The sequence below is a fragment of the Cognatilysobacter xinjiangensis genome (assembly GCF_014651995.1).
GTDB lineage: Bacteria > Pseudomonadota > Gammaproteobacteria > Xanthomonadales > Xanthomonadaceae > Cognatilysobacter > Cognatilysobacter xinjiangensis.
The window spans coordinates 15887-42695 of sequence record NZ_BMXY01000001.1 but is presented as its reverse complement, the minus strand read 5'-3'; the positions used below and the strand labels follow the sequence as shown (position 1 = coordinate 42695).

The 26809-nt window shown below is 71.3% G+C and carries 26 protein-coding genes, 1 other RNA gene and 1 riboswitch; of the genes, 5 read left to right on the top strand and 22 right to left on the bottom strand.

Annotated features, from left to right (window positions below; all coding sequences use genetic code 11):
* Positions 1–21 precede the first annotated feature (21 nt).
* The 15 genes from ftsA to rsmI all read right to left on the bottom strand — a co-directional run bounded on the left by ftsA (position 22) and on the right by rsmI (position 16045).
* Positions 22–1257, bottom strand: coding sequence for a cell division protein FtsA (gene ftsA / locus IE066_RS00220; protein WP_189446332.1), 1236 nt, complete (start codon positions 1255–1257; stop codon positions 22–24).
* On the bottom strand, positions 1254–2078 hold the full coding sequence (locus IE066_RS00215; RefSeq protein ID WP_189446331.1) for a cell division protein FtsQ/DivIB: 825 nt from the start codon (positions 2076–2078) through the stop codon (positions 1254–1256). Before IE066_RS00215 ends, ftsA begins: the two co-directional genes overlap by 4 nt.
* Complete coding sequence (locus tag IE066_RS00210; RefSeq protein WP_189446330.1) at positions 2075–3043, bottom strand: D-alanine--D-alanine ligase; 969 nt, start codon at positions 3041–3043, stop codon at positions 2075–2077. Before IE066_RS00210 ends, IE066_RS00215 begins: the two co-directional genes overlap by 4 nt.
* Positions 3040–4476 carry a UDP-N-acetylmuramate--L-alanine ligase gene (gene murC / locus IE066_RS00205; protein WP_189446329.1) on the bottom strand — a complete coding sequence of 479 codons (1437 nt, stop codon included), beginning with the start codon at positions 4474–4476 and terminating at the stop codon, positions 3040–3042. Before murC ends, IE066_RS00210 begins: the two co-directional genes overlap by 4 nt.
* Positions 4473–5579 (bottom strand): undecaprenyldiphospho-muramoylpentapeptide beta-N-acetylglucosaminyltransferase, encoded by a 1107-nt coding sequence (gene murG, locus IE066_RS00200; protein WP_229790607.1) that lies wholly within the window; start codon positions 5577–5579, stop codon positions 4473–4475. The genes murC and murG overlap by 4 nt, the downstream gene beginning before the upstream one ends.
* On the bottom strand, positions 5576–6913 hold the full coding sequence (gene ftsW / locus IE066_RS00195; protein WP_189448661.1) for a putative lipid II flippase FtsW: 1338 nt from the start codon (positions 6911–6913) through the stop codon (positions 5576–5578). Before ftsW ends, murG begins: the two co-directional genes overlap by 4 nt.
* On the bottom strand, positions 6910–8010 hold the full coding sequence (gene mraY / locus IE066_RS00190; protein WP_189446328.1) for a phospho-N-acetylmuramoyl-pentapeptide-transferase: 1101 nt from the start codon (positions 8008–8010) through the stop codon (positions 6910–6912). Before mraY ends, ftsW begins: the two co-directional genes overlap by 4 nt.
* Positions 8000–9376, bottom strand: a complete 1377-nt coding sequence (locus tag IE066_RS00185; protein WP_189446327.1) for a UDP-N-acetylmuramoyl-tripeptide--D-alanyl-D-alanine ligase — start codon at positions 9374–9376, stop codon at positions 8000–8002. Before IE066_RS00185 ends, mraY begins: the two co-directional genes overlap by 11 nt.
* Positions 9373–10830: a UDP-N-acetylmuramoyl-L-alanyl-D-glutamate--2,6-diaminopimelate ligase gene (locus tag IE066_RS00180; protein ID WP_189448656.1), complete on the bottom strand. Its 1458-nt coding sequence runs from the start codon at positions 10828–10830 to the stop codon at positions 9373–9375. The genes IE066_RS00185 and IE066_RS00180 overlap by 4 nt, the downstream gene beginning before the upstream one ends.
* A gap of 5 nt (positions 10831–10835) precedes the next feature.
* Positions 10836–12626 carry a peptidoglycan D,D-transpeptidase FtsI family protein gene (locus IE066_RS00175; RefSeq protein ID WP_229790711.1) on the bottom strand — a complete coding sequence of 597 codons (1791 nt, stop codon included), beginning with the start codon at positions 12624–12626 and terminating at the stop codon, positions 10836–10838.
* Between the two features lie 125 nt (positions 12627–12751).
* Positions 12752–13015 (bottom strand): cell division protein FtsL, encoded by a 264-nt coding sequence (ftsL, locus tag IE066_RS00170; protein WP_189448653.1) that lies wholly within the window; start codon positions 13013–13015, stop codon positions 12752–12754.
* On the bottom strand, positions 13015–13968 hold the full coding sequence (gene rsmH, locus IE066_RS00165; protein WP_229790606.1) for a 16S rRNA (cytosine(1402)-N(4))-methyltransferase RsmH: 954 nt from the start codon (positions 13966–13968) through the stop codon (positions 13015–13017). The genes ftsL and rsmH overlap by 1 nt, the downstream gene beginning before the upstream one ends.
* A complete protein-coding gene (gene mraZ / locus IE066_RS00160; protein ID WP_189446325.1) occupies positions 13965–14411 on the bottom strand; it encodes a division/cell wall cluster transcriptional repressor MraZ in 447 nt (148 codons plus the stop codon). The genes rsmH and mraZ overlap by 4 nt, the downstream gene beginning before the upstream one ends.
* Before the next feature lie 352 nt (positions 14412–14763).
* Positions 14764–15114: RNase P RNA component class A (rnpB, locus tag IE066_RS00155), an RNA gene on the bottom strand.
* 103 nt (positions 15115–15217) lie between these two features.
* Positions 15218–16045, bottom strand: coding sequence for a 16S rRNA (cytidine(1402)-2'-O)-methyltransferase (gene rsmI, locus IE066_RS00150; protein WP_189446324.1), 828 nt, complete (start codon positions 16043–16045; stop codon positions 15218–15220).
* 61 nt (positions 16046–16106) lie between these two features.
* On the opposite strand from rsmI, the gene IE066_RS00145 reads away from it, so the two are divergent.
* The 5 genes from IE066_RS00145 to IE066_RS00125 all read left to right on the top strand — a co-directional run bounded on the left by IE066_RS00145 (position 16107) and on the right by IE066_RS00125 (position 20694).
* On the top strand, positions 16107–17489 hold the full coding sequence (locus IE066_RS00145; protein ID WP_229790605.1) for a penicillin-binding protein activator: 1383 nt from the start codon (positions 16107–16109) through the stop codon (positions 17487–17489).
* On the top strand, positions 17452–17859 hold the full coding sequence (locus tag IE066_RS00140; RefSeq protein ID WP_189446322.1) for a YraN family protein: 408 nt from the start codon (positions 17452–17454) through the stop codon (positions 17857–17859). The genes IE066_RS00145 and IE066_RS00140 overlap by 38 nt, the downstream gene beginning before the upstream one ends.
* On the top strand, positions 17856–19235 hold the full coding sequence (locus IE066_RS00135; protein WP_189446321.1) for an FAD-binding oxidoreductase: 1380 nt from the start codon (positions 17856–17858) through the stop codon (positions 19233–19235). The genes IE066_RS00140 and IE066_RS00135 overlap by 4 nt, the downstream gene beginning before the upstream one ends.
* Positions 19236–19301: 66 nt before the next feature.
* Positions 19302–19895 (top strand): uracil-DNA glycosylase family protein, encoded by a 594-nt coding sequence (locus IE066_RS00130; protein ID WP_229790604.1) that lies wholly within the window; start codon positions 19302–19304, stop codon positions 19893–19895.
* Between the two features lie 10 nt (positions 19896–19905).
* Positions 19906–20694 (top strand): SGNH/GDSL hydrolase family protein, encoded by a 789-nt coding sequence (locus IE066_RS00125; RefSeq protein WP_189446319.1) that lies wholly within the window; start codon positions 19906–19908, stop codon positions 20692–20694.
* Here IE066_RS00125 and thiL read toward each other — a convergent pair.
* From thiL to ribD, 7 genes are all read right to left on the bottom strand, one after another.
* A complete protein-coding gene (thiL, locus tag IE066_RS00120) occupies positions 20685–21686 on the bottom strand; it encodes a thiamine-phosphate kinase (protein WP_189446318.1) in 1002 nt (333 codons plus the stop codon). The two genes, IE066_RS00125 and thiL, sit on opposite strands and share 10 nt — an antisense overlap.
* 25 nt (positions 21687–21711) lie before the next feature.
* The gene (gene nusB, locus IE066_RS00115) at positions 21712–22179 is read right to left on the bottom strand and encodes a transcription antitermination factor NusB (protein WP_189446317.1); all 468 of its coding nucleotides are present in this window, start codon (positions 22177–22179) and stop codon (positions 21712–21714) included.
* Entirely contained in the window at positions 22176–22655 is a 480-nt protein-coding gene (gene ribH, locus IE066_RS00110; RefSeq protein WP_189446316.1) for a 6,7-dimethyl-8-ribityllumazine synthase, read from the bottom strand. Before ribH ends, nusB begins: the two co-directional genes overlap by 4 nt.
* 65 nt (positions 22656–22720) lie before the next feature.
* On the bottom strand, positions 22721–23827 hold the full coding sequence (ribB, locus tag IE066_RS00105; RefSeq protein ID WP_189446314.1) for a 3,4-dihydroxy-2-butanone-4-phosphate synthase: 1107 nt from the start codon (positions 23825–23827) through the stop codon (positions 22721–22723).
* Entirely contained in the window at positions 23824–24423 is a 600-nt protein-coding gene (locus IE066_RS00100) for a riboflavin synthase (RefSeq protein WP_189446312.1), read from the bottom strand. The genes ribB and IE066_RS00100 overlap by 4 nt, the downstream gene beginning before the upstream one ends.
* A 129-nt stretch (positions 24424–24552) precedes the next feature.
* A riboswitch (FMN riboswitch) is annotated at positions 24553–24714 on the bottom strand.
* A gap of 77 nt (positions 24715–24791) precedes the next feature.
* The gene (locus tag IE066_RS00095; protein ID WP_189446310.1) at positions 24792–25547 is read right to left on the bottom strand and encodes a class I SAM-dependent methyltransferase; all 756 of its coding nucleotides are present in this window, start codon (positions 25545–25547) and stop codon (positions 24792–24794) included.
* On the bottom strand, positions 25544–26641 hold the full coding sequence (gene ribD, locus IE066_RS00090) for a bifunctional diaminohydroxyphosphoribosylaminopyrimidine deaminase/5-amino-6-(5-phosphoribosylamino)uracil reductase RibD (protein WP_189446308.1): 1098 nt from the start codon (positions 26639–26641) through the stop codon (positions 25544–25546). The genes IE066_RS00095 and ribD overlap by 4 nt, the downstream gene beginning before the upstream one ends.
* Positions 26642–26809: the final 168 nt, after the last annotated feature.

Below are 26809 nucleotides of genomic sequence, written 5' to 3'. Positions count from 1 at the left end.
ATGCAGCGACGGGTTCCGCCGTCAGAACTCGCCGCGATACCAGTTCTTCAATCGACTCAGGAAGCCGACCGCGCGCCCGGCCGGCAGCATCGGCCGCCGCGGGTTCTCGATCTGGCTGCCCATGAGCAGAAGGCCCACGCCGGTGGCATGCACCGGGTTGCCGACCACTTCGCCCAGGCCCGTCACGTGCTGCGGAATACCCATGCGCACCGGCATCTGCAGCATCTCCTCGGCGAGCACGTCCACGCCTTCCATCTTCGAAGCGCCGCCGGTCAGCACCATGCCGGCACGCACGTGCTGCTCGAAGCCCGAGCGGCGCAGTTCGGCCTGCACCATCTCGAAGATCTCCTCGTAGCGCGCCTGCACCGCCTGCGCGAGCGAGGCGCGCGGCATGCGGCGCGGCGGGCGGTCGCCGACGCTCGGCACCTGGATCGATTCCTCGGCCGTTGCCATCTGCGCCAGCGCGCAGGCGTAGCGGACCTTGATCTGCTCGGCCTCGGGCGTCGGCGTGCGCAGCATGTGCGCGATGTCCTCGGTGACCTTGTCGCCGGCGATCGGCAGGCTCGCGCTGTGGGCGATCGCGCCCTGCACGAACACCGCGATGTCGGTGGTGCCGGCGCCGATGTCGACCAGCACGACGCCCAGCTCGCGCTCGTCCGGGGTCAGCACCGCCTGCGACGAGGCCAGCACCGACAGGATCAGGTCATCGACCGCCAGGCCGCACTTCTGCACGCACTTGCTTATGTTGGCCGCGGCCGACTGCGCGCAGATCACCAGGTGCGCATGCACCTCGAGGCGCACGCCGGTCATGCCGACCGGGTTGCGGATGCCTTCCTGCGAGTCGTCCAGCACGTAGTCGCGCGGGATCGCGTGCAGGATCTTCTGGTCGGCCGGGATCGCCACCGCCTTGGCCGCGTCGAGCACGCGGTCGAGGTCGCCGTAGGTCACCTCGCCCTCGCGGATCGGCGCGATGCCCTGCGAATTGCGGCACTGGATGTGGCTGCCGGAGATCGAGGCGTAGACCGAGCGGATCTCGCAGCCGGCCATCAGCTCGGCCTCCTCGATCGCGCGCTGGATCGACTGCACGGTCGAGTCGATGTCGACCACGACGCCGCGGCGCATGCCGCGCGACTCGTGCGAGCCCAGGCCGATCACCTCGATGGGCTGGCCGGGCAGGTATTCGCCGACCAGTGCGGTCACCTTCGAGGTGCCGATGTCGAGGCCGACGATCAGCGATTTGTCGCCCTTGCGGTTCATGTCAGAGAGGGAGCCGGAAATCGGAGAAGGGAAAGTGCGGCGGTCCACGGCGTGGACGCCGGGCTCGCGGGCGATTCAGGTACGCGCGCGGCCTTGGCCGGCGCCGCCGGCTTCGACCACACCAGCGCGAAGCCGTTGGTGTAGCGGAGGTCGGCGCGCTCGATGTGGCGCTCCGGGTTGACGCGCAGTTGCGGCAGCAGGCGCACGAAGCGATCGATGCGCGCGCGCGCCTCGTTGCGGCCGACCAGCACCTGCGTGGCGGTACCGCCGCGGCTGCGATCGAGCAGGGTGAGCGACCAGCTGCCACGCGGATCCATCGCGAGCGCCTCGACCTGCAGCCCCACCGGCGCGAACAGCGTGCGCGCCTGCTGGTAGAGCTCGACCACCTCGCGCGTGCGCGTTTCCGGCCCGTCGAGCATCGGCAGGCCCGCGGGCACCTTCGCGCCGCGGGCGTCGAACAGCGCGCCGCGATCGGAAAGCAGGCGGTCCTTGCCCCAGCGCGCGAACGGGCGGTGCTCGGTGATCGAGACTTCCAGCACGTCGGGCCAGCGCTTGCGCACCCGGGCCTGCTCGACCCAAGGCAGGCGCGCGACCGACGCCTGCGCGCCCCTGAGGTCGACGGCGAAGTAGCCGTGCTTGGCGTAAGGCAGCAGCGTGCGCTGCACCAGCGCGGGATCGACGCGCTCGAAGCGGCCCGTCGCGCGCAGGTGGGTGAGCGGCCAGCGGTCCGCGCCGATCCATCCGCGCAACACGGCGACCACCGGCAGCGCGACGAGCGCGACCGCGATCAACCAGGCTGCGAGACGGAGCATCGCGTTCACGCCGTGCGGCCTCCATCGCGATCGAAGGAGGACTCGAGCACGCGCCAGCACAGGTCGGCGAATTCGATGCCGATCTGGCGCGCGGCCTTGGGCACCAGCGAATGGCTGGTCATGCCCGGCGCGGTGTTCACTTCGATCAGTTGCAGACCGCGGACGCGGTCCCGCATTACGTCGACGCGTCCCCAGCCTGTGCACCCAGCTGCCTGGAACGCGGCGAGCGCGACGCGGCGAACCTCGTCCTCCTGCTCGCCCTCCATGCCGGGACACAGGTACTTCGTATCGTCGGCAATGTATTTGGCGTGGTAGTCGTACCACTCTCCCGCCGGCACGATGCGAACCGACGGAAGCGCTGCTTCCCCGAGGATGGCGACCGTGTACTCCTCGCCCTGAACCATCTGCTCCATCAGCAGGTCTCCCGGGTAACCGCGAGCGAATTCGATCGCTGGGTCGAGATCAGATTCCTGCAACACACGGAACACGCCGACGCTGGAGCCTTCGCTCGACGGCTTGACGAACACGGGAAGGCCCAGTTCCTTCGCCGCCGCGCGCAAATCGGCGCCCTTCGCGATGCGGCGGAACTGCGGCGTCGGAAGGCCGGAAGCGATCCATACCTGCTTGGTACGAATCTTGTCCATCGATAGCGCCGAGCCGAGCACGCCCGGGCCGGTAAACGGCACGCCGAGCGCCTCAAGCAACCCCTGGAGTACGCCGTCCTCGCCACCGCCCACGCCGCCGTGGAGGATGTTGAACACGCGATCGACGCGGCCTTCTCGGATCGCATCGACCAGTGCCGGGATTCCGTCGACGGCGAACGCGTCGACGCCCTTGGACTGCAGCGCCTCGAGCACGTTGCGACCCGAATCGAGCGAGACCTCCCGCTCGGAACTGCTGCCGCCCATCAGCACGGCGACGCGGCCAAAGGCGGCCGGGTCAGTGACGCGCGCGGGGGCGATGGTGATGCTCAAGACTCGGCTCCTTCGAAACCGTGGGCGGCGATGTGTTGCGCGGCATGGCCGATGTCGCCCGCGCCCATCATCAGCAGCAGGTCGTCGGCACGCAGGACGTCGGGCAGCACGCGCGCGAGATCGGCGGCGCGCGACACCACGACCGGCTCGGTGCGGCCGCGTGCGCGGATCGCGCGGGCCAGCGCCTTGGCGTCGGCACCGGCGATCGGCGCCTCACCGGCGGCGTAGACGTCGGTCAGCACCAGCACGTCGACGCCCGACAGCACTTCGGCGAAGTCGTCGAACAGGTCGCGCGTGCGGCTGTAGCGATGCGGCTGGAAGGCGACGACGAGGCGCTTGTCGCCCCAGCCGCCGCGCGCGGCCTTGAACACCGCGTCGAGTTCCTTCGGGTGATGGCCGTAGTCGTCGACCAGCGTGACCGTGCCGCCGTCCACCGGCACCTGCGCGAGCAGGTTGAAGCGGCGGCCGATGCCGGCGAAGTTCTCCAGCGCGCGGCAGATGGCGGGCTGCTCGACGCCGAGCTGCCAGCCCACCGCGGCGGCGGCGAGCGCGTTCTGCACGTTGTGGCGGCCGGGCATCGCCAGCGTGACCGCGCAGCGCACGCCGTCGGGCAGCACCAGCGTGAAGCGCATGCGTCCGCCCTGTTGCTGCACGTCCTCGGCGCGCACGTCGGCCTCGGGCGCGAAGCCGTAGGTCAGCACGTTGCGCGTGGTGCGTGCAGCGAGCTGCGCGACTTCGGGATCGTCGATGCACAGCACCGCGAGGCCGTAGAACGGCAGGCGGTGCAGGAATTCGTCGAACGCGGCCTGCACCTTGGCGAAGTCGCCGCCGTAGTTCTCGAGGTGGTCGGCGTCGATGTTGGTGACGACGGCGATCTGCGGATTCAGGCGCAGGAAGCTGCCGTCGGATTCGTCGGCCTCGGCCACCAGCCAGTCGCCGCCGCCGAGGCGCGCGTTCGCGCCGGCCGCGAGCAGCTGGCCGCCGATGACGAAGGTGGGGTCGATGCCGCCCTCGCCGAGCACGCTGGCGGTGAGCGAGGTCGTGGTGGTCTTGCCGTGCGTGCCGGCCACCGCGATGCCGCGCTTGAAGCGCATCAGCTCGGCGAGCATTTCCGCGCGCGGGACGATCGGGATGCGGCGCGCGCGCGCGGCCAGCAGCTCGGGGTTGTCGGACTTGATCGCGCTGGAGACGACGAGGCATTCCACGCCCTCGACGTTCGCCGCGTCATGGCCGCGGTGCACGGTGACGCCCAGGCGAGAGAGGCGGCGCGTGGTGGCGTTGTCGGCGCTGTCCGAGCCCGACACCTGGTAGCCGAGCGTGCACATGACTTCGGCGATGCCGCTCATGCCGACGCCACCGATGCCGACGAAATGCACGCGGGCGCCGCCCTGCTCCGGCTTGTCGAGAAGGCGGTGGCGTTGCGTGCGGCTCATGCGGCGCGGTCCATGTCGATCGTTTCCATCAGGAGGTCGGCGACGCGGCTCGCCGCGTCCGGGCGGGCCAGCGCGCGTGCGGCCTCGGCCATCGGCCGCAGTGCATCGCGCGAACCCAGCGATTCGAGGACGTCGGCGAGCTGCACGGCGAGCTGCGGGCCCTGCGGCAGCAGTCGCGCGGCGCCGCGCTCGACGAGGTAGTTGGCGTTCTTGGTCTGGTGGTCGTCGACCGCCTGCGGGAACGGCACCAGCACGCTGGCGACGCCGACCGCGCAGACTTCCGCGAGCGTCAGCGCGCCGGCGCGGCAGACCACGAGGTCGGCCCATGCATACGCGGCGGCCATGTCGGCGATGAAGGGCTCGACGGAGGCCTCGACGCCGGCGTCGCGATAGGCCGCGCGCGCGTCGTCGAGCATCTTCTCGCCGCACTGGTGGCGCACCTGCCAGGCCGCGCGATCGCGCAGCGAGGCGATCGCCTGCGGCACGGCGCGGTTGAGCGCGGCGGCGCCCTGGCTGCCGCCGAGCACCAGCAGGCGCAACGGGCCTTCGCGGCCGTCGAAGCGCGCGGCCGGCGGCGCGACGTCGGCGATCTCGCCGCGCACCGGATTGCCGACCACGTCCTCGCCCGCGAAGCTGCCCGGGAAACCGGTCAGCACGCGGCGCGCCATCTTCGACAGCACGCGGTTGGTCATGCCCGGCGCGCGGTTCTGCTCGTGCACGTACAGCGGAATGCCGGCGAGCTTCGCGGCGAGCCCGCCCGGTCCCGCGGCGAAACCCCCGAAGCTGATCACCGCGTCGGGGCGACGACGCGCGAGGACCGCGCGCGCCGCCGATACCGCCGACATCAGCTTGAACGGCGCCTTCAGCAGCGTCGCCACGCCCTTGCCGCGCACGCCGCGGATCGCGATCGTGTCGACGTCGATGCCGTGCTGCGGCACCAGGCGCGTTTCCATGCCGCCTTCGCTGCCCAACCAGCCGACGGCCACGCCGCGGCGGCGCAGCTCGTGCGCGACCGCGAGGCCCGGGAAGATGTGCCCGCCCGTGCCGCCGGCGAGCACCATCACGCCGCCGCGTCCGCCTGCATTGGCGCGTGCATCGGTCATGCGCTGTAGCGCCCGAAGGTGGGTTCGATGCGCGGACGCAGCCGGCTGGTGCCACGCGGATCCTGGCGCGTCGCGGCGGCGATCGGCGTCACCACCGGCGCGGCGGTCGCGGCACGCGGCGACGGCGCGGACGGCACCGGCGCGCCCGACGGCGCGGACGGCGAGCCGCCGAACGCGTCGCGGCGCAGCGCGACCTGTCGGCGCGCACGCTCGAGTTCGTAGGAGATGCGCAGCAGCAGGCCCATCGCGGCCATGGTCATCGCGATCGACGAACCGCCGTAGGAGATCAGCGGCAGCGTCAGGCCCTTGGTGGGCAGGATGCCGAGGTTCACCCCGATCGACACCGTGCTCTGGATGCCGATCCACAGCGCGATGCCGAAGGCGCAGTAGCCGGCGAAATGACGGCGCATTTCCACGCACTTGAGGCCGACCCAGAGCGCGCGCGCCACCAGGCCGGCGTACAGCGCGACCACGAGGCAGACGCCGACGAAGCCGAGCTCCTCGGCGATCACCGCCATGATGAAGTCGGTATGCGCCTCGGGCAGGTAGGACAGCTTGTGCACCGATGCGCCGAGACCGGCGCCGAACCACTCGCCACGGCCCACCGCCATCAGCGCGTTGGCGAGCTGGTAGCCGTCGCCGAACGGATCCTTGAAGGGATCGGTGAACGACGTCAGGCGCCGCACGCGGTAGGGCTCGAGCAGGATCATCGCGCCGAGGAAGGGCAGCAGCGCGACGATCGGCGTGATCAGGCGCGGCAGGTGCGCGCCGCCGAGCACCAGCATCGCGGCGGTGAGCGCGAGGATCAGCGCCGACGAGCCGAAGTCCTTCTGCACGATCAGCAGCACGCCCGCGAACGCGCAGGCCACGCCGATCACCTTGATGATCGCCTTCCACGAGGCGCTGACTTCCTCGGAGAAGCGCTTGAGGTAGGCGGCCAGCCACACCACCACCATCAGCTTCACCGCCTCGACCGGCTGGAAGTTGGTGATGCCGAGGTTGATCCAGCGACGCGCGCCCTTGACCGTCACGCCGAGGCCGGGGATCGCCACCATCAGCAGCAGTACCAGCCCGATGATCGGCAGCCACTGCGCGTAGCGCTCGACGGTCTTGAGCTCCGTGCGCATGACCCACGCGCCGGCGATGCCGCCGGCGGCAAGGAACACGAGATGCTTGGTGAGGTAGTAGGTCGGGCTCGTCGCCTGTGCGACCGAGCTGGAGCCGACCATTACCACGCCCAGGCACAGCAGCGCGCCGATCAGGCCGAGCAGCCAGGGATCGAAGCGGCCGGTGATGGCCTCGAGGCGGGTGGCCTGGCGGGTGGCGTCCATCAGCGCACCTTCAGCGTCGCTAGGCCGATGAGCACGAGCACCACCGAGATGATCCAGAAGCGCACGATCACGCGCGGCTCGGGCCAACCCTTGAGCTCGAAGTGGTGGTGGATCGGCGCCATCTTGAAGACGCGCCTGCCGGTGAGCTTGAAGCTGGCCACCTGGATCATCACCGAGAGCGTCTCGATGACGAAGATGCCGCCCATGATCACCAGCACCAGCTCCTGGCGCACGATCACCGCGATGGTGCCGAGCACCGCACCGAGCGCGAGCGCGCCGATGTCGCCCATGAACACCATCGCCGGATAGGTGTTGAACCACAGGAAGCCCAGCCCCGCGCCGGCGATGGCCGCGCAGATGATCACCAGTTCACCCGCGCCCGGCACCTGGGGGATCTGCAGGTAGTTCGAGAACACCGCGTTGCCCGAGGCATAGGCGAACACGCCGAGCGCACATGCCACGAGCACCGTCGGCATGATCGCCAGGCCGTCGAGGCCGTCGGTCAGGTTCACCGCATTGGAGAAGCCGACGATCCACAGGTAGGCGATGGCCAGGAAGAACACCACGCCTGCCGCGCCCACCAGCGGCAGCGCGACGTTCTTGAAGAACGGGATATAGAGCGTGACCGCCGCCGGTGCATCGGCGGTGAAATACAGGAACAGCCCCGCGCCGATGCCGATGATCGACTGCAGGGCGTACTTCGTGCGCGAGCGCATTCCGTTGGGATCGCGCTTGACGATCTTGATCCAGTCGTCCCACCAGCCGATCGCACCGCAGGCCAGCATCACCGCCAGCACCAGCCAGACGTACTTGTTGCGCAGGTCGCCCCACAGCAGCACCGAGGCGAGCACGGTGAGCAGGATCAAGGCGCCGCCCATGGTCGGCGTGCCGGCCTTCGAGAAATGCGTCTTCGGGCCGTCGGTGCGGATCGGCTGGCCGCCCGCCTTGAGCTGGCCGAGGCGGCGGATCACCGACGGGCCGATCCACAGCGACAGCAGCAGCGCCGTCAGCGCCGAGAGGATGCCGCGGAACGTGAGGTAGCCGAACAGCCCGAAGGTGCTCTGCAGCTGTTCCAGCCAGCGGGTGAGTTCAAGCAGCATGCGGGGTTCCGTGGAGAAGCGCGGCGACGATGCGATCCATCGCGCTGCCGCGCGAGCCCTTCACCAGCACGCGCACGTCGGCGGACAGGTCCACCCGCAACGCGTCGGCGAGCGACTCGTGGGTATCGAAGTGACGGGCGTTCGCACCGAATGCCTCGGCGGCGGCGGCGCTGAGCGGCCCGAGCGTGTAGAGCCGCGCGATGCCCGCCTCGCGGGCGCGCGTGCCGGCCTGCGCATGCAGTGCGATGGCATCATCGCCCAGCTCGCGCATGTCGCCGAGCACCAGCCAGGACGCGCCGGGCATCGCGGCGAGCGTGTCGATGGCGGCAGCCAGCGAGCCCGGATTCGCGTTGTAGCTGTCGTCGATCAGCGTCGCGCCGCTGGACAGGCGATGCGTGATCAGGCGGCCGGCGACCGGACGCGCCGCGCTGAGCCCGCGCGCGATCGTCGACAGCGGCACGCCGGCGCCGATCGCCAGCGAGGCGGCGGCGAGCGCATTGCGCACGTTGTGGCGGCCGGGCATCGCGAGCTGCACGTCGGCCTCGCCTTCCGGCGTGACCAGCACGAAGCTCGAGCCGTCGTCGGTGCCGCGGATGTCGCGCGCGCTGACGTCGGCGCTGGCCTCGAGGCCGAAACGGATCAGGCGACGGCCCGCGGCGCGCTCGGCGAAATACGGCGCGAACGCGTCGTCGGCATTGATGACGGCGACGCCGTCCTCCGGCAGCGCGTCGTAGATCGCGGCCTTGGTATCGGCCACGCCGAGCAGCGAGCCCATGCGTTCCAGGTGCGCCGGCGCGATGTTGTTGACGATCGACACGGCGGGCCGTGCGATGGCGGTGAGGTAGGCGATGTCGCCCGGCTGGCCGGCGCCCATCTCGTAGACGGCGAACTCGGCGTCTTCGGGCGCCTCGATCACCGCCAGCGGCAGGCCGATCTCGTTGTTGCGGTTGCCGGGGTTGCCGTAGGTGCGGCCGGCGAGCTCGAGGATCGCCAGCACCAGCGTCTTGACGCTGGTCTTGCCGTTGCTGCCGGTGATCGCGACCACCTTCGCGCTGCGCGAGGCCTGCAGCCCGCGTGCGAGGTCCGCAAGCGCGAGCTGCGTGTCGCCGACCTGCACCTGCGGCAGCTCGCCGACCACGCGCGACACCAGCGCGGCACCGATGCCCTCGTCGGCGGCGGCGGACACGTGGTCGTGGCCGTCGAAGCGCGCGCCCTTGAGCGCGACGAACATGCTCGACGCGCAGGCGGCTGGCTCGACGCAGCTGAGCCCGCGCGTGTCGGTGAGCAGTCGGTCGACGACGACGTCCTCGCCGATGACGCGGCCCGCGGTCATCGCGGCGATCTGGGAAAGACGCAACGGCCTCATGCGAAGACCTCCAGCGCGTCGCGCGCGATCGCGGTGTCGTCGAAGGGATGCTTCACGCCGGCGATCTCCTGGTAGGGCTCGTGGCCCTTGCCGGCGATGAGCACGACGTCGGCGTCGCGCGCCTGCGAGATCGCATGGCGGATGGCGGCGCCACGGTCACGCATGACCAGGGCGCGCTCGCGCCTGGCGAAGCCGTCGAGGATGCCGGCGACGATCGCGTCGCCGTCCTCGCCACGCGGGTTGTCGTCGGTGACGATGGCGACGTCGGCGAGTTTCTCGGCGATCGCGCCCATCTGCGGGCGCTTGCCGGTGTCGCGTTCGCCGCCGCAGCCGAACACGCACATCAGGCGGCCCTTGGTATGCGCGCGCAGCGTGGTGAGCGCCTGCTCCAGCGCATCGGGCGTGTGCGCGTAATCGACCACCACCAGCGGGCGGCCCGCGCCGCCGAGGCGATTCATGCGGCCGTGGATCGGCTGCAGCTGCGAAAGCGTGGCGGCGATGTCGGTCGCGCGCGCGCCATCGGCGTGCAGCACGCCGGCGACGGCGAGCAGATTGTCGACGTTGAAGCGTCCCAGCAGCGGCGAGCGCACCGTCGCGCTATCGCCATCGACGACGAGCTCGAAGGCGATGCCGTCGGCATCCAGGTGCGCGTTGCGCGCGAGCACCGTCGCGCCGTCCGCGCCGCGCGAGCTCAGGCCGATGCCGCGCAGCACCGGCGGCAACGCCGCGAACAGCTGGCGGCCGTATTCGTCGTCGAGATTGACCACCGCCGACTTCAGCCCCGGCCAGCCGAACAGGCGCGCCTTCGCGGCGCCGTACGCGGCCATGGTGCCGTGGTAGTCGAGATGATCGCGGGTGAGGTTGGTGAACACGCCGATGTCGAAGCGCACCGCGTCGACGCGGCCCTGGTCGAGCGCGTGCGAGCTCACTTCCATCGCGAGCGCGCTCGCGCCCTTGTCGCGTAGCCCGGCGATCAGCGCATGCAGGCGCAGCACCAGCGGCGTGGTGAAGCCGGTCGGCTCCACCTGCCCGTACAGCCCGGCGCCCAGCGTGCCGATGGTGGCCGCGGTGGTGCCGCTCAGCGACCAGGCCTGCGCGATCAGCTGCACGGTGGAGGTCTTGCCGTTGGTGCCGGTCACGCCGACGACGGTCATCGATTCGGTGGCGCGGCCGTGGAAGCGGTGCGCCATCTCGCCCATGCGCGCGCGCAGGCCGGGCACGGCGATGGCGTCCGCCGGCGCGGGCAGCTCGTCCGGCGCCGGCGGCTCGAACAGGATCGCGGCGGCGCCGCGCGCCTTCGCCGCATCGACGAAGCCGAGGCCGTGCGCGCCGAAGCCGGCGATCGCGACGAACGCATCGCCCGGCGCGACTTCGCGGCTGTCCTGCACGAGGCCGGACACGACGAGGTCGGCGGGCACGCCGTCGACATCGGGCAGCAGCTCGGCGAGCTTCATCGTGTTCATGGCGTCACCGCCATGACGCCGTCGTCGGCATCGATCGGCAGCGGCGCCGGTTGGAGCGGCGCGGCCGGTGCAGCCGACGTAGTCGCCGCGATCTGCATCGCGGCCGGACGGTCGCCATGCAGCGCCTTGTCCTGCGCGGCCATCCAGGTCTCGATGTCGTCCGGCGGCACGTCCATCAGGCGCAGCGAGCCTTCCATCACCGCCTTGAACACCGGCGCGGAAACGAGGCCGCCGTAGTAGCCCTTCGCCGGATCCGGATCGTCGACGACCACCACCATCGCGAAGCGCGGGTTGTCGACCGGCACGACGCCGGCGAAGAACGAGAGGTAACGACGCGAATAGCCGCCGCTCGCGTTGAACTTGCGCGCGGTGCCGGTCTTGCCGGCAACGTGGTAGCCGAGGATCGCGCCCTGCGTCGCGGTGCCGCCCTTCTCGGTCACCGTCTGCATCATTTTGACGACTTCGTGCGCGATCGCCGGCTCGAGCACCTGGCGCGTCTGGCCGCGCTCGCCCTTGACGAAGGTCGGCGTGGTCAAGGTGCCGCCATTGGCGATCGCCGCGTACGCCATCGCGATCTGCAGCGGCGTCGCCGACAGGCCGTAGCCGTAGGAGATCGTCGCCTTCTGCAGCCCGTTCCAGTTCTTCGGATCGGCGAGCACGCCCGAGGACTCGCCCGGGAAACCGCTGCCCGGCTTGCTGCCGTAGCCGAACTTGCGCACGAAATCGTAGAAGTAGCGATCGTCCATGCGCGCGGCGATCTTGGCGGCGCCGATGTTCGAGCTCTTGGTGATAACGCCGGTGACGGTCTGCAGGCCGTAGTTGTTGTGGTCGCGGATCGTGTACTTGCCGAGCTTCATCCAGCCCGGCGACAGGTCGATCGGCGTATTCGGCTTCACCAGCCCAGCGCTCAGTGCGGCGGCGACGGTGATCGGCTTCATCGTCGAGCCGGGCTCGAGCACGTCGGTCACCGCGCGGTTGCGGTGCGCGTCGCGATCGGCGGTGCCGACGGCATTGGGGTTGAACGTGGGCAGGTTGGACATCGCCAGCACCTCGCCGGTGCCGACGTCGAGCACCACCGCCGAGCCGCTGCTCGCGCCGGTGCGCAGCAGCGCGTTGCGCAGCTCGCGGTGCGCGAGGAACTGGATGCGGCGGTCGATGGTGAGCGTGAGGTCGCGGCCCGCCTCGGCCGGGCGCACCAGGTCGACGCTCTCGATGATGCGGCCGCGGCCGTCGCGCAGCACGCGCTTGGCGCCGGGCTTGCCGCGCAGCCATTCGTCGAATGCGAGCTCGAGGCCTTCCTGCCCTTCGTCGTCGATGTTGGTGAAGCCCAGCACGTGCGCCAGCGCTTCGCCCTGCGGGTAGAAGCGGCGGTACTCGCGCTGGCTGGCCACGCCGGGAATGCCGAGCGCGATGATGCGGCGCGCCTCGTCGGGATTGATGCGGCGCTTGAGGTAGACGAACTCCTTGCCCGCCTTCTGGCCGAGCTTTCGCTGCAGCACGTCCAGCGGCACGCCCAGCGCCTCGGCGAGCTGCGGCAGGCGATCGGGCGCCTTGAGCAACTCCTGCGGATTGCCCCAGACCGATTCGACCGGCGTCGACACCGCGAGCGGCTCGCCGTTGCGGTCGGTGATCATGCCGCGCGAGGTCGGGATCGGGATCTCGCGCAGCGAACGCGCCTGGCCCTGCGCGACGTAGAACTCGTTGTCGACGACCTGGATGTAGAACGCGCGCGCGACCAGTGCGAACGAGCACAGGCCCATCACCGCGCCGAGGCCGAGCAGGCGCATGCGCAGGTCGCTGCGCGCACGGCCGCGCGGGCCCTCGCCCGCGCCCAGCAGCGCACGCAGGCGACGCAGCGGATCGAGGCCGTCGCGTCGGGCGTTGGCATTGCGGCGCGTCTCGCCCGGATTCTTCATGGGCGGATCACCACGATCTCGTTGCCTTCGGGAAACTTCATGCCGAGCCGGTCGCGCGCGACCTGGTCGATGCGGTTGGACTCGGCCCAGGTCGCCTGCTCGAGCTGCAGGCGGCCGAATTCGATGTTGAGTTCGTCGCGCGCGCGCTCCAAGCGCGTGAACTGCACGAACAGCTGGCGATGGCGCTGGCGCGTCTCGACGATGGCGAGCGCGCTGACCACGTTCGCGGCGACGAGCACGGCGAGGACGACGCGCAGGATCATGCGACCGCCCCGATTTTCTCGGCGACGCGCAACACCGCGCTGCGCGCGCGCGGATTCACCGCGAGTTCGGCGTCGTCCGCCTTGAGCGCGCCGCTGACGTCGCGCAGCACCGGCGTGAACTCGACCTCGACCGGCAGGCGGCGATTGCCTGCCGGCGCCTTCGCGTGCTTCGCGATGAATTGCTTGACGATGCGGTCTTCGAGCGAGTGGAAACTGATCACTGCGAGCCGGCCGCCGGGCCTGAGGCGCGCGAGCGCGGCATCGAGGCCGTCCTCGAGGTCGCCCAGCTCGCGGTTGATGTAGATGCGGATGGCCTGGAACGAGCGCGTGGCCGGATGGATCTTCGAATCGCCGCGCGGCATCACCGACGCGATGAGCTCGGCGAGTTCCGCGGTGCGCGAGAACGGCGCCTGCGCGCGGCGGGCGACGATGGCGCGCGCGATGCGGCGGCTCTGGCGCTCCTCGCCGAACGTGTAGAGCACGTCGGCGATGGCCTTTTCGTCGGCCGTGTTGAGCCACTCGGCGGCGCTGACGCCGGACTCGGGGTCCATGCGCATGTCGAGCGGGCCGTCCTTGCCGAACGAGAAGCCGCGCTCGGCGACGTCCAGCTGCGGCGAGGACACGCCGAGGTCGAGCAGCACGCCGTCGAGGCCGGTAGCGGTCGCGTCCCACTGCCCGAGCTGCGCGAAGCTGCCGCGGAAAATGGACACGCGCGGATCCGCGCCGAACTCTCGTTCGGCGACGGCGATCGCTTCGGGATCCTTGTCCATCACGAGCAGGCGACCTTCCGGGCCCAGTTGCTCGAGTACGCCGCGGGCATGCCCGCCGCGACCGAACGTGCCGTCCAGATACGTTCCATCCCCAACGACACGCAGGCCTTCCAGGACCTGCGCATACATCACCGGGAGGTGGCCGGCGAGCGCACCGCGCTCGATGCCACCGACCGTCACAGCTCGAGTTCGAGCAGACCGTCGCTCAGATCGTCGTCAGAGATGGTCTGGCGGATCTGGGCGTGGTGGGCCTGCTCGCTCCACAGTTCGAACTTGTCGCCCATGCCCAGCAGCACGGCGCGCTTCTCGATGCCCACCGCCGAGCGGTGGCTCGCCGGCACGCTGATGCGGCCGTTGCCGTCGGGCTCGACGAAGGTCGCGGCACCGACCAGCTTCAGCTGGAAGATGCGGCTGGTGCGCTTGGTCTTCGGCAGCGCGTTGACCTGGTCGCGCACGCGCTCCCACACGGGCTGCGGGTAGAGATAGAGCGAGCCCGACTCGAAGGGGTTGTAGGTGAATACCAGGCGCCCGCCGCACTCACGCGCGATGACGTCCCGGTACGCGGTGGGCACCGCGAGCCGGCCCTTGTCATCGATGGTGATGGCGGTTTCGCCCTGGAACACGACTGGGTCCCCTCGGTCGCCCGTCTTCACGCGGGCTTGATGGCTACGGGAAAACCCACGAAACACCCGGTTTTCCCACGGGAATCCACCTTATGCCCCGCCCGAGGGGTTGTCAACAATCCGACGCGCTCATTTTCCTAAGTGAAGTCAACGACTTGCGGCGCACTTGAGATACTTGTTCAAGCTTTATCCACAAGCCGCTGTTTTGTCTCAAATCTTGAGACAACAGTCACTTGGATTCGAATGTTCACTGGCTGTCCACAGGCGCTACGGCCGCCTTCACGCGGGCGACCGCCCGTCGGCACGGCCGGCCTACGGCCGCTTGCGCCAAGTGGTTGACGGGAAAGGAAAGCGGCGGAGCCGGCCGGTAAGCCGGGTTCTGTCGTGGACAGTCATTCCTCTCGGCGAGGGGTCACCCCCTGCGCTCAAGCAACCTACCCGGAGGCACCGCGGGCCGCGGCATTGCCTCCCTATTTGGTCTTGCTCCCGGTGGGGTTTGCCGTGCCGGTCCGTTGCCGGACTCGCGGTGCGCTCTTACCGCACCGTTTCACCCTTGCCTGTGCCCGTGAGGGCCATCGGCGGTCTGCTCTCTGTTGCACTTTCCGTCGGGTCGCCCCGCCCAGGCGTTACCTGGCACCGTGCCCTGTGGAGCCCGGACTTTCCTCGGCATCGTTTCCGATGACGCGACTGTCTGGCCGGCTCCGCCGCGGCGCAGTGTACGGGATGCCCGCACGCGCGCCCGGGCGGCATGCGTACTCGTTCAGTTGCGACCGCCGCCGCGGGTCAGCGGCGCGGGCCGGATTCCACTACTCCCCACCGCCACCGTAGAGCGCCTTGCGCGGCGCCCCGGTGAGCTCGGCGGCCACCTTGGCCGCCTGCGAGGGCTTCATGTGCGCGCACAGCGTGGCGTAGACGCGACGGCCCTCGGCGAGCGTGGCGTCGGCGTCCTCCGGCGCGCCCTCCACCACCAGCACGAATTCGCCCTTGCGCTGGTTCGGATCGGCCGCGACCTGCGCCTGCAGCGACGCGAGGTCGCCGTCGAGCACCGTCTCGAACAGCTTCGTGAGCTCGCGCGCGAGCACGGCGCGGCGCTCGCCGAATACCGCGACCAAATCGGCCAGCGTTTCCTCGATGCGATGCGAGGCCTCGTAGAAGATCAGCGTGCGCGGCTCGCCGACCAGCCCGGCCAGTCGCTCGCGACGCGCGGCGGCCTTGGCGGGCAGGAAGCCCTCGAAGGCGAAGCGGTCGGAGGGAATGCCGGCCACGCTGAGCGCCGCGATCGCCGCGCAGGCGCCTGGAACCGGTGACACGCGCAGGCCCGCCTCGCGCACCGCGCGCACCAGCCGGAAGCCCGGATCGCTGACCAGCGGCGTGCCGGCATCGCTGACCAGCGCCAGCGACTGCCCCTCGCGAAGGCGCGACACGAGTTGCGCGGCCTGCGCGTCCTCGTTGTGCTGGTGCAGCGCGACGAGCGTCTTCTCGATGCCGAAATGCGCGAGCAACTGCCGCGTATGGCGCGTGTCCTCGGCGCAGATGGCGTCCACGCTGCCGAGGATCTCGAGGGCACGGGCGCCGAGGTCGCCGAGGTTGCCGATGGGGGTGGCGACGACGTGGAGCGTGCCTGGCGTCTGCATCATGGTCCTGCACGGGGGCGCGGGTAGAATCCTAACCCGGTCCACGCCGTCGCCCGAGCGCATGCCCATCGCCCCGATCCGATTCCTGTCCCGTTTCGCCGCGTTCGCGCTGGCGACGGCCCTCGTGTTCGGCTGCGCGCAGTCGCCGACCCGCACCACGGCACCGGTCGCGGCCGAGAACGCGGCGGTGCGCGATGCCGTGCGCGAAGCGCAGCAGCTCGCGCAATCGGTCGCCACGCAGACGGGTGCGCAGCGCCGCGACACCGAGGCGCGCATCGACCGCCTCGTGCAGCAGCTCGACGACGCCTCGCTGCAGCGCGAGGCCGCGCGGCTGGCCGAGGGCGATCCGCTCTACGACTACGTGGGCCGTGCGCTGCTCGGGCGCGGGTTGCCACTGCCACGCGCGTTCGCGCGCGCCGGCTGGAATTTCGACGACCGCCCCGCTGCCGATCGCGACGGCTATCGCCCGCCGGTGAAGCTGGCCGTGCTGCTGCCGCTGTCGGGCAGCCTGTCGGCGGCCGCCGGCTCGGTGCGCGACGGCTTCCTCGCCGGCTACTACGGCGAAAGCCGCCGTCGTCCCGAGGTGCGGTTCTACGACACGGCCGGCACGCCCAACGGCGCCCTGTCGGCCTACGACCGCGCGGCGGGCGACGGCAACGACTTCATCGTCGGCCCGCTCGGCCGCGACGAGGTCAGCGCGCTGTTCGCGCGCGGCGAGCTGCCGGTGGCGACGCTCGCGCTCAACCGCGGCACGCAGGCCACGCCGCGCGGGCAGTCGAGCTTCTCGCTGTCGCCGGAGGACGAAGGCGTGGCCGCCGCCGACTACCTCCTGCGCAGGGGCGCGAAGCAGGTGCTGGTGATCGCCGCCGACGACGACACCCAGCGCCGCGCCGTGGCCTCGCTGCGCGAGCGCCTGAGCGCGCGTGGCGGCGAGGTGGTCGCGGTGGCCGACGACAATGCCGCCGAGCTCGCGCCTTCGATCGCCGGTAAGCAGGTCGATGCGGTGTTCCTCGCGACCAAGGGCAGCGTGGCGCGCGCCGTGGTGGCGCGCCTGCAGCTGGCGGGTCTGGGCGACAAGCCGCGCGTGGCGACGTCGCAACTGCTGTCGGGCACCGGTAAGGCCGCCGAGGATCGCGTGCTCGACGGCATCGCCTTTCCGAGCGAATCCTGGCTGACGCGCGGCGTGCACGGCCTGTCCGGCGCCGAAGCCACCGGCGCGCGCCTGGCGAGTGCCCGGGGCGCCGCCGGCCGCCTGTTCGCCTTCGGCTTCGACGCCTGGCTGCTGACGGCCTACCTCGACCAGCTCGGCCGCAAGCCCGATGCCGCGGTCGAAGGCGCAACCGGCGTGCTGCGCCTGGACGGTTTCGGCAACGTGCAGCGCACGCCGGCCTGGTCGACCTTCGTCGATGGCGATCCGGCACCCCTCGCCGACGCCTCGCGCTGACGCCTCGACGCGTGCGCGCGGCGCGCGCATCGAGGCCGCCGCGCAACGTCATCTGGCGCAGGCCGGCCTGTCGGCGGTCGCGGCGAACGCCAATTACCGCTTCGGCGAACTCGACCTGGTGATGCGCGACGGCCCCACGCTGGTGTTCGTCGAAGTGCGCTACCGCGCCGATGACCGCTTCGGCGGTGGCGCGCAGTCGATCACATCGACCAAGCGGCGCAAGCTGGTGCAGGCGGCGACCGCGTTCCTGGGCGCGCATCCGCGCTGGGCGGAGGCCCCCTGCCGTTTCGACGTGGTCGATGCGAGCGGCGACATCGAGGCACCCGCGCTCACCTGGATCCGCGACGCGTTCCGCGCGGACGACGCTTGAGCGCGCTGCCCGCTTCGCTCGACGCCCGGCTTGCCGCGCTGCTCGGCGACGGCTGGCGCACCGATCCCGCCGAGCGGCTCACCTACGGCTACGACAACTCGCGGCGCGAAGCCATGCCCGACGGCGTCGCCCTGCCCCGCGATCGCGACCAGGTGGTCGAACTGGTGCGTGCCTGCCGCGGGTTCCGCGTGCCGATCGTCGCGCGCGGGCGCGGCACCAACACCACCGGCGCCGCGGTGCCGATCGCCGGTGGCGTGGTCGTCTCGTTCGAGCGCATGGACCGCATCCTCGACATCCGTCCGGGCGATCGCTGCGCGGTGGTCGAGCCGGGTGTGATCAACGGCGACCTGCAGGCCGCGCTCGCGCCGCATGGCCTGTTCTGGCCGCCCGACCCCACCAGCGCCGCCTTCAGTACCGTCGGCGGCAACCTCGCCTGCAATGCGGGCGGGCCGCGCGCGGTGAAGTACGGCGCCAGCCGCGATAACGTGCTCGCGCTCACCGCCGTCACCGGCGCGGGCGAGCTGATCGTATGCGGCAGCGCGACCACCAAGGGCGCCACCGGCTACGACCTGCAGCGCCTGCTGGTCGGCAGCGAGGGCACGCTCGCGCTGATCGTCGAGGCCACGCTGCGGCTCACGCCGAAGCCGACCGCACGCCGCGCGCTGCGCGTGATCTATCGCGACGTCGCCAGCGCCGCGCGTGGCGTCGCACGGCTGATGGCGCAACCGGTCACGCCGTCGATGCTCGAGTTCATGGACACACAGGCGGTGCGGCTGGCGCGCGATGTCGGCGGCGCCGATCTGCCGACGGATGCCGGCGCACTGCTGATGATCGAGGCCGATGGCGAGCCGCACATGCTCGATGCGGCCATCGCCGCGCTCGCGGCCGCGGCGAACGGCGATGGCCTCGTCGCGCTCGACGATGCGCCCGACGAGGCCGCGCGCGGGAAACTCTGGGCCGCGCGCAAGGCGCTGTCGCCCGCGCTGCGCACGCTGGCGGCGGGCAAGATCAACGAGGACGTGGTGGTGCCGGTATCGCGTATTCCCGAGCTCGTCGACGGCGTGCAGGCGATCGCCCGGGCGGCTTCGCTGCCGATCGTCTGCTTCGGCCATGCCGGCAACGGCAACCTGCACGTCAACATCCTCTACGCGCCCGGCGACGCCTCGCAGTGCGAGCGCGCGGACGCGGCCTTGTCGCAGGTGTTCGCGCTCACCGTGTCGCTGGGCGGCACGCTGTCGGGCGAGCATGGCATCGGGCTGGCCAAGCGCGATTTCATGCCACAGGCCGTTGCCGCGCCGACGCTGGCGCTGATGCGGCAGCTCAAGGCCGCGTTCGACCCCGACGGCATCCTCAACCCGGGCAAGCTGCTGCCCTGATCGCCTGGTATAGCGCCGGTTCCGGCGCAGCGGTGCATGGTGTGGTCCCGGAAACACGCTGCTCCGATGGCTCTCGACGCCCTGCTCGACTCGATCCGCGCCTGCCGCCTGTGCGAAGCGCAACTGCCGCTGGGACCGCGCCCGGTGCTGCGTGCATCGCCGACGGCGCGGCTGCTGATCGTCGGCCAGGCACCGGGCACGCGCGTGCATGCGAGTGGTATTCCCTGGGACGACGCCAGCGGCCGCCGGCTGCGCGACTGGCTGCAGGTCGACACGGACACGTTCTACGACGCCGCGCGCATCGCCATCGTGCCGATGGGCTTCTGCTATCCCGGCCGCGCCGGCAGCGGCGACGCGCCACCGCGTCCGGAATGCCGTGCCACGTGGCACGGGCGGCTGTTGCCGCTGCTGCCGCGCGTGGGCCTCACCCTGCTGATCGGCCAGTACGCGCAGGCGTATTTCCTTGGCGATCGTCGCAAAGGCACGCTGACCGACACCGTGCGCGCCTGGCGCGAGTACGCGCCCGGCGTCATCCCGCTGCCGCATCCCAGCCCGCGCAACGTGGCCTGGTTCAAGGCCAATCCGTGGTTCGAAGGCGAGGTGCTGCCGACGCTGCGCACGCACGTCGCGGCACTGCTGTCGGCGCCGTGCGGCGTGTAGCGTGCGCTCCATGCGCGCCTTCGCCCTCCTGCTACTGATGCTCGCCTGTGGCTACGCGCAAGCGCGCGAGCCGCTGCGCGTGCTGATGATCGGCAACAGCCTCACCTACACCAACGACCTGCCCGCGATGCTGACTGCGGTCGCCGCATCGCAACCGTCGGGCATCGCGATCGAAACGACCAGCTTCGTCGAGCCCGGCGGCTCGCTGGCGCGGCGCTGGCTCGACGGCGCGGCGGTGCGCGCGCTCGAGTCCGCGCACTGGGATGCCGTGGTGCTGCAGGAACGTGGCGGCGTCGAAGCCTGCCTCGTCGACGACGTGCAGCGCAGCGGTGACGAATGCCGCGCGAGCATCGTCGCGCATCGCGCGTTCGCGAAGCTCGCCCGCGAACGCGGCGCGCGCGTGCTGTTGCTGGAGACCTGGTATCCGACCGAGGCGGCGCAGGCGCGTCTGCACGAAGGCACCCTGCGGTTCGCGCGGCAGCCGGTGGCCAGCGTCGTGCATGCAGGCGATGCGCTGCAGGCGCTGGCGCGTCGCGACGGCCGCGCGTCGACCTTTCCCGACGGCCTGCATCCGGGGCCTGCGGCGTCTCTGGTGATGGCGGCGCAGCTCTACCGCACGCTCACCGGCGAGGCGCCGGTGCCGGCCACGGTCCGCATCGATTTCGCGCTGATGCCGGCCGCATCCGACCCGGATCCGCAGCGTCCGCTGGAAGCGCAGCACGTGCCGGCGCGACAGCCGCTCGTATTCGCGCCGGAGGCCGTGCGCCCGCTGTTCGAGCTCGCGGCGCGTTATCGCTGATCGGCGGCGAAGTGCTGGTAGCCCGTGCGCGCCGGCTGCCAGTGGCGCCCCTCGGCATCGACGGGCCGCACGCCCTCGCCCGCCGTTACGTCGCCGACGCGCGTGACGGGGACGCCGCATTCGCGCGCCATCGCGTCGATCGCATCGCGTGCCGATGCCGGCGCGGTGAAGCAGAGCTCGTAGTCGTCGCCACCGGCCGCCTGCAGCAGGCGACGCGTATCGGTGTCGGCACTGCGCGCGAGCGCTGCGGATGCCGGCAATGCGTCGACATCGATGCGGAGTGCGGCGCCGCTCGCACGCCCGATGTGCGCAGCGTCCGCGAGCAGGCCGTCGGAGATATCGATGCAGGAATGGGCGACGCCGGCCAGCGCCGCGCCGAGCGCGACCCGCGGCTGCGGGCGTGCGAGGCGAAAAGCGAGCGCATCGCGGTCCTCGGTGCTCGCCTCGATACGATCGACGCCGGCAGCCGCTATGCCCGCAAGCACCAGACCCGCCGCAGCATCGCCCGGCGTGCCGCTCACCCAGACGTCGTCGCCGAGGCGCGCGCCGTCGCGGCGCAGTGCGCGTCCCGGCCCGACGAAGCCATGCGCGGTGACGCAGACCGACAGCGGGCCACGCGTGGTGTCGCCGCCGACAAGCGCGATGTCGTGCATCGCGGCGAGCATCGAGAACCCGTCGAGGAAACCGTCGAGCCAGCGCGCATCCGCCTCGGGCATCGACAGCGAAAGCGTGCACCACGCGGGCGCCGCGCCCATCGCGGCGAGGTCGGACAGGTTCACCGCCAGCGCCTTCCAGCCGATGTCCGCTGCGGGCGTGCCGAGCGGGAAATGCACGCCCGCGTTGAGCGTGTCCATCGCGACGACGAGCTGACGGCCCGGCGGCGGTGCCAGCAGCGCGGCATCGTCACCGATACCCAGCACCACGTCGCCGCGCGCGACGACGCGGCGGCGGATGCGCTCGATCAGTTCGAATTCGCCGGGCGCGGCGCTCATGCGGGCGATCGCGCCGCAACGCGCCTCAGCGCGGGCGCCTGGCGGCCTGCACTTCCGGCGCGCGCCATTCGGCGGCGGCGCGGTCGAGCACGCCGTTGACGTAGGTATGGCCGTGCTCGGCGCCGAACTTCTTGGCGGTCTCGATGGCCTCGTTGATCACCACGCGGTACGGCACGTCGGGGCGCATGCGCAGCTCGTAGGCGGCCAGTCGCAGTACCGCGCGCTCGACCGGATCGACCTGGTCGATGTCGCGGTCGAGGAAAGGCGCCAGCGCCTCGTCGAGCGCGTCCTGGTTGGCGTCGACGCCGCGCACGAGGTCCTCGAAATACTCGAGGTCGGCCTGCTCGCGGGCCTGCTCGTGCGCGAACTGCGCGATGACCTCGCGCACGCCGGCGCCCGACATCTGCCAGGCGTAGACCGCCTGCAGCGCGCGGCGGCGGGCGCGGGAACGCAGGACCGGGTCGATGCCGTCCTTCCGGGGATGCTTGTTCATTCGTCTGCTCCGGGCAGCTGCATCAGCAGGTGCGCCATTTCGATGGCGACCAGCGCCGCTTCTTCGCCCTTGTTGCCATGGCTGCCGCCCGCGCGCGCCTCGGCGTCCTCGAACCGCTCGACCGCCAGCACGCCGTTGGCCACCGGCACGCGCCAGTCGAGCGCCACGCGCATCAGGCCGTCGGAGCAGCCGTCGGCCACCTGTTCGTAATGGCGCGTGTCGCCGCGGACCACGCAGCCCAGCGCGACGATGCCCGCATGCGCGCCGGCCGCGGCCAGCCGCGCCGCGGCGACCGGGATCTCCCAGGCGCCGGGCACGCGGATGACGTCGATGGCGGCCTCGTCGACGCCGTGGTCGGCGAACGTCCTGCGCGCGCCGGCGACCAGCGTGTCGGTGATGCGCGGGTTCCAGCGGCTGGCGATGATGGCGTAGCGCGCGCCCGGCGGGCTGCGCAGGTCGCCTTCGATGTGGGGCATGGATCGGGTTCCGCGAGGGGCTGCGAAGTTTACCGGCTCGCGGTGGAGCCGGCGGTAAGGCGCGCTCAGGCGGCCGGGTCGACGTATTCCACGACCTCGAGGCCGAAGCCGGCGAGGCCGATCTGCTTGCGCGGCGTGCCGATCACCCGCAACCGGCCGAGGCCGAGGTCGGCCAGGATCTGCGCGCCGGCGCCGTTGCGACGCCATTCGGCCAGCCCCGCGCCGCGGCCTTCCGGGTCCGGCGCCGGCTGCTCGCGGATGCGCGCGAGCAGCGCGTCGGCGCTGGCGGGCTCGGACAGCAGCACCAGCGCGCCGCGCCCCTCGGCGGCGATGCGCGCCAGCACGTCGCCCACCGCCGGGCCGAAGTCCGGCCGGCGCCAATGCACGGCGTCGGACAACGGATTGAGCATGTGCACGCGCACCAGCGTCGACGCCGCCGGGTCCGCCTCGCCGCGCAGCAGCGCGAAATGCAGCGCATGGCTCACGCGGTCGCGATAGGCGTGCAGGGTGAACTCGCCGTGCTCGGTTTCGATCGGACGCGTTTCCACGCGCTCGATGGTGTGTTCGTTCTCGAGGCGGTAGCGGATCAGCGCCTCGATCGAGCCCATCTTCAGGCCGTGCTCGCGCGCGAAGGCCTCCAGCTCCGGGCGGCGCGCCATCGAGCCGTCGGGATTGAGGATCTCCACCAGCACGCCGGCCGGCTCAAGCCCCGCCAGCAACGCGAGGTCGCTCGCGGCCTCGGTGTGGCCGGCGCGGTTGAGCACGCCGCCGGGCTGCGCCATCAGCGGGAAGATGTGGCCGGGCTGGCTCAGGTCGGCCGCGCTCGCATCGGGCCGCACGGCGGTGCGCACGGTATGCGCGCGGTCGTAGGCCGAGATGCCGGTGGTGACGCCCTCGGCCGCCTCGATCGACACGGTGAAGTTGGTGTGGTGCGGCGAGGTGTTGTCGCGGACCATCGGCGGCAGGCCGAGCTGCCGGCAGCGCTCGCGCGTGAGCGACAGGCAGACCAGCCCGCGCGCATGCGTGACCATGAAGTTGATGTCCTGCGGCCGCACCAGCTCGGCGGCCATGATCAGGTCGCCCTCGTTCTCGCGGTCCTCGTCGTCGACGATGACGACCATGCGGCCGGCGCGGATCTCTTCCAGCAGTTCGGGAATGGTGGCGAAGCTCATGGCAGATCCTTGTTGAGCAGGCGCTCGACATAGCGGGCGACCAGGTCGATCTCCAGGTTCACCGCATCGCCGACCTGGGTCGACGAGAACGCGGTATGCGCGACCGTATGCGGCACCAGCGCGACCTCGAAACCGTCGGCATCCACCTCGTTGACGGTGAGGCTGACGCCGTCGACGCAGATCGAGCCCTTCTTCGCGATGTAGCGCAGCAGCGCCGCCGGCGCCGTGAAGCGCCAGCGCTGCGCGCGCGCGTCGTCGTGGATGGAGGCGACAGCGCCGACGCCGTCGACGTGGCCGCTGACCAGATGCCCACCAAGGCGGTCGTTCGGACGCATCGCGCGCTCGAGGTTCACCGCCGCGCCCACCGCGAGGTGGCCCAGCGTGGTGAGCGAGAGCGTCTCGGTGGATGCATCGGCCTCGAACGAGGCCGCGTCGAACGCGACGACGGTCAGGCAGATGCCGTTGACGGCGATGCTCTCGCCCAGGCGCACGTCGTCGAATGCAAGCGTGCCCGCGGACACGCGCAGGCGCACGTCGCCGCCGCGCGGCTCGATCGATGCGATCGCGCCGACGCCCTCGATGATGCCGGTGAACATCAGCAGGCCTCCGTCACGGAGGCGGTGGAGCGGGTGTCGTTGGACATGAAACGTTTCTCGCGAGGTGACTAAAGCGAAAAACGCCCCAAGGCACGAGGCGATGCACGCACGGCACGCGCCGCGCGAGGACACCGTCTTCTTTCATCCGGACTTTCCGGGATCTTCCGATCCCGACCGTCGGCCCCGGCATTGGACCGGGTCTGCTGACCCTCCGCATCGCGGAGGCGCTCGCGGGCTCGCGCTGTCGCGCCTACCGCCGGTGGGGAGTTGCGCCCCGCCCTGAAGACGTCATGGAAGCCGGCGAACCGGCGCGCGCAGTTTACCACCGGGCCTCCGGGCGCCCGGCGGACGCTGCGTTGCGACGGTGCTCAGTCGGGCTTGCGGCGCAGGTGCATGAACAGCGGCCAGCGGATGCGGCGGATCGAGGCCGGATCGCCCCAGGCCTCGCGCAGCGCATCGAGGTGCAGCGCGACCGGGTCCTCGCCGGTGCGCGCGCGGTGCTGTGCGGTGGCCGAGAAGCTCGAGAGGTAGCCGGCGAAGCGCTCGAACGGCCAGTCGACCTCCAGCGCGAGCGCGGGCGCTTCGAGGCGATCGAACGGCCAGTCGAAGTCGGCGTAATGACGCTTGATGAAGTCGCGCTCGGGCGGCCAGTCCTGTTCGATGCGCGCCCGGAACGGCGCAATCGCGTCCTCCATCCCCGACGGCACATCGAAGTCGTCGTAGCCCCAGGCCGCGAGCACGCCGCCGGGGCGCAGCACGCGGTGGCATTCGCCGAAGAAGGCCGGCACGTCGAACCAGTGCATGGCCTGCGCGACGGCAACGAGGTCGACCGAGTCGTCGAACAGCCAGGTGCTCTCGCCCGGCTCGACGGCGAGCGTGACGTTGGCAGCGCCCTCGCGCGCCCAGTGCCGCGACAGCTGCTGTTCGCTCGGATCGGTGGCATGCACGTGCGCGAAGCGCGCGGCGAGATCGCGCGTGGCCTGCCCGCTACCGCAGCCGGGCTCCCACACGTGCGCGCGCGGCGACACGTGCGCCGCGACCGCGTCGTAGAGCGCGTCCGGGTAGTCGGGACGCGCCGCGGCATAGGCCTGGGCAACGCCGGAGAAGTGGTCCTGCACGCTCATCGCACGGGCCTCAGCAGCAGGCGCAGGTCGTCACCGGTGTGCCGGTTGTCGACGACGCGCATGGCCAGCCGCTCGCTCATCTGCTGGATGTCGAAGCCGTCGAACAGCGGACGCGCATGCGCGCCCAGCAGCACCGGCGCGACATAGAGCAACAGCTCGTCGACCAGCCCCGCCGCGACGAACGCGCCGGCCAGCGTGGCGCCCGCCTCGAGCTGCACCTCGTTGACCTTGCGCTCGCCCAGCAGCCGCAGCACGGCGTCGAGCTCGAAGCGGCCGTTGCGCACGGGTGCTGCCGCCATGTCCGCATCGCAGTTGCGCGGCAGGCGTGCGTCGGGCGCGTGGATGTAGAGCGTCGGCGCGTCGCCTTCGCGCACGCGGCCGCGATGGATGGTGGCGAGGCCCGGATCGAGCACGATGCGCAGCGGCGGCACGAAGTCGGTGTCGTCGCCCAGGCGCACGGTGAGCTGCGGATCGTCCGCGAGCACGGTGCCCGCACCGGTCATCAGGGCGGACGAACGCGCGCGCCAGCGTTGCACGTCCAGCCGCGAGCCCGGCCCGCTGATCCACTTGGACTCGCCGCTGGCGAGCGCGGTACGTCCGTCGAGGCTCATCGCGAGCTTCACGCGCATCAACGGCCGGCCGCGTTCCACGCGCGACAGGAAGCCGCGATTGAGCTCGCGTGCCTGCGCCTCCATCAGTCCCACGCCGACCTCGATGCCCGCCTCGCGCAGGCGCGCGAAGCCGGCGCCGTCGACCTGCGGGAACGGGTCGCGCATCGCGCCGACCACGCGCGCGACGCCGGCCTCGATCAGCGAATCCGCGCATGGCGCGGTGCGCCCGGTATGCGAGCAGGGCTCGAGCGTGACGTAGGCGGTGGCGCCGCGAGCGCGTTCGCCCGCATCGCGCAACGCGAAAACCTCCGCGTGCGGGCCGCCGGTGCGCTGGTGGAAGCCTTCGCCGACGATCTCGCCGTCCTTCGCCAGCACGCAGCCGACCATCGGATTCGGCTTGGTGGTGTAGGCGCCGCGCTCGGCCAGGCGCAGCGCGCGGGCCATCATCGCGTGGTCGAGGGCGGAAAACGGGGCGTCGGACATGGCGGCTCGCGGGTGTCGTCCTGGTCAGGAAAGTCGAGGCGACGGCGCCCGGTGGCGCGCGTCTTCAACCCGCGGCGCGGCGTCGCCGGCAGGCGCGACGCAGAGGGGCAGCGGACATGCGACGGCGGCGGGCGACCCGCGATGCGAGGCCACGCGCAGGCCTGCACG

Excerpts from the sequence above, each read along its gene's own strand:
- IE066_RS00140 (WP_189446322.1), top strand. The coding sequence starts at position 17,452 with ATGGCGATCCGGCACCCCTCGCCGACGCCTCGCGCTGACGCCTCGACG.
- ribD (WP_189446308.1), bottom strand. The coding sequence starts at position 26,641 with ATGTCCGACGCCCCGTTTTCCGCCCTCGACCACGCGATGATGGCCCGC.
- thiL (WP_189446318.1), bottom strand. The coding sequence starts at position 21,686 with ATGAGCGCCGCGCCCGGCGAATTCGAACTGATCGAGCGCATCCGCCGC.
- murC (WP_189446329.1), bottom strand. The coding sequence starts at position 4,476 with ATGAGCCGCACGCAACGCCACCGCCTTCTCGACAAGCCGGAGCAGGGC.
- rsmI (WP_189446324.1), bottom strand. The coding sequence starts at position 16,045 with ATGCAGACGCCAGGCACGCTCCACGTCGTCGCCACCCCCATCGGCAAC.
- ribB (WP_189446314.1), bottom strand. The coding sequence starts at position 23,827 with ATGAGCTTCGCCACCATTCCCGAACTGCTGGAAGAGATCCGCGCCGGC.
- IE066_RS00100 (WP_189446312.1), bottom strand. The coding sequence starts at position 24,423 with ATGTTCACCGGCATCATCGAGGGCGTCGGCGCGATCGCATCGATCGAG.
- nusB (WP_189446317.1), bottom strand. The coding sequence starts at position 22,179 with ATGAACAAGCATCCCCGGAAGGACGGCATCGACCCGGTCCTGCGTTCC.
- IE066_RS00125 (WP_189446319.1), top strand. The coding sequence starts at position 19,906 with ATGCGCGCCTTCGCCCTCCTGCTACTGATGCTCGCCTGTGGCTACGCG.
- IE066_RS00185 (WP_189446327.1), bottom strand. The coding sequence starts at position 9,376 with ATGAGGCCGTTGCGTCTTTCCCAGATCGCCGCGATGACCGCGGGCCGC.
- IE066_RS00175 (WP_229790711.1), bottom strand. The coding sequence starts at position 12,626 with ATGCGCCTGCTCGGCCTCGGCGCGGTGATGGGCCTGTGCTCGTTCGCA.
- IE066_RS00180 (WP_189448656.1), bottom strand. The coding sequence starts at position 10,830 with ATGAAGCTCGCCGAGCTGCTGCCCGATGTCGACGGCGTGCCCGCCGAC.
- IE066_RS00130 (WP_229790604.1), top strand. The coding sequence starts at position 19,302 with ATGGCTCTCGACGCCCTGCTCGACTCGATCCGCGCCTGCCGCCTGTGC.
- IE066_RS00095 (WP_189446310.1), bottom strand. The coding sequence starts at position 25,547 with ATGAGCGTGCAGGACCACTTCTCCGGCGTTGCCCAGGCCTATGCCGCG.
- IE066_RS00145 (WP_229790605.1), top strand. The coding sequence starts at position 16,107 with ATGCCCATCGCCCCGATCCGATTCCTGTCCCGTTTCGCCGCGTTCGCG.
- mraY (WP_189446328.1), bottom strand. The coding sequence starts at position 8,010 with ATGCTGCTTGAACTCACCCGCTGGCTGGAACAGCTGCAGAGCACCTTC.
- ribH (WP_189446316.1), bottom strand. The coding sequence starts at position 22,655 with ATGCCCCACATCGAAGGCGACCTGCGCAGCCCGCCGGGCGCGCGCTAC.
- ftsA (WP_189446332.1), bottom strand. The coding sequence starts at position 1,257 with ATGAACCGCAAGGGCGACAAATCGCTGATCGTCGGCCTCGACATCGGC.
- murG (WP_229790607.1), bottom strand. The coding sequence starts at position 5,579 with ATGACCGATGCACGCGCCAATGCAGGCGGACGCGGCGGCGTGATGGTG.